This window comes from Lysinibacillus sp. UGB7 (assembly GCF_049058285.1).
Lineage (GTDB): Bacteria > Bacillota > Bacilli > Bacillales_A > Planococcaceae > Lysinibacillus > Lysinibacillus sphaericus_B.
Genome location: NZ_JBMGUV010000114.1, coordinates 1 through 587, shown reverse-complemented (window position 1 = coordinate 587; position 587 = coordinate 1). Strand labels below are relative to the sequence as shown.

1 pseudogene is annotated in these 587 nt (G+C 35.8%); it reads right to left on the bottom strand.

Annotated features, from left to right (window positions below):
* Positions 1–120: 120 nt before the first annotated feature.
* Positions 121–587 (bottom strand): annotated as a pseudogene (locus ACOMCU_RS28285) (hypothetical protein); the annotation flags it as partial.

The window sequence follows — 587 nt, the reverse complement described above, 5'->3', positions numbered from 1 at the left end:
TAATACTGCACCGTTAGTTTAATAATACCTCAAAAAAGATTCATTTGGATATTTCTTTCAATTTATTGTTGTGACATATACAAAAATAAGACCACCCATCACGGAGTGGTCTTATTTTTATTAATTAGTCTGCCCTACAGCTACAATTTTGCAAGTTGAAATTGCAAATCTAAAGATTGTATCAGGATCCATACCTATTAGTAGAGTACCTAACACTATGCCAAGACCTGTTTGTTCCACGTTAAAATTTGTTGCAGTAGAACCATTACTTACCAAAAGATTCACTGTAGAACCGATAAGTGTAGTTAGCAATTGTCTAATTGGTCGTTCACGACAATCACATTCACACCCAGAATTAACAGGTGGCAACAAGTTAATAGTAGGTCCTGGTGGTAAAAATCCTACCCCTATAACATCAGAAATATTTACCACATAGGTTGTCACTCCATCTGTAACAGTAACTAAAAAATCATTTACTTCAACAATTGTGAATAAAAAAACGAGTGGCTGGGTATTTGGTGGGTCTGCAATAGTGGCAATAAGTACAGTTTGCCCAACAAGTTGTTGTAAGACGGACTGAAGTGGAG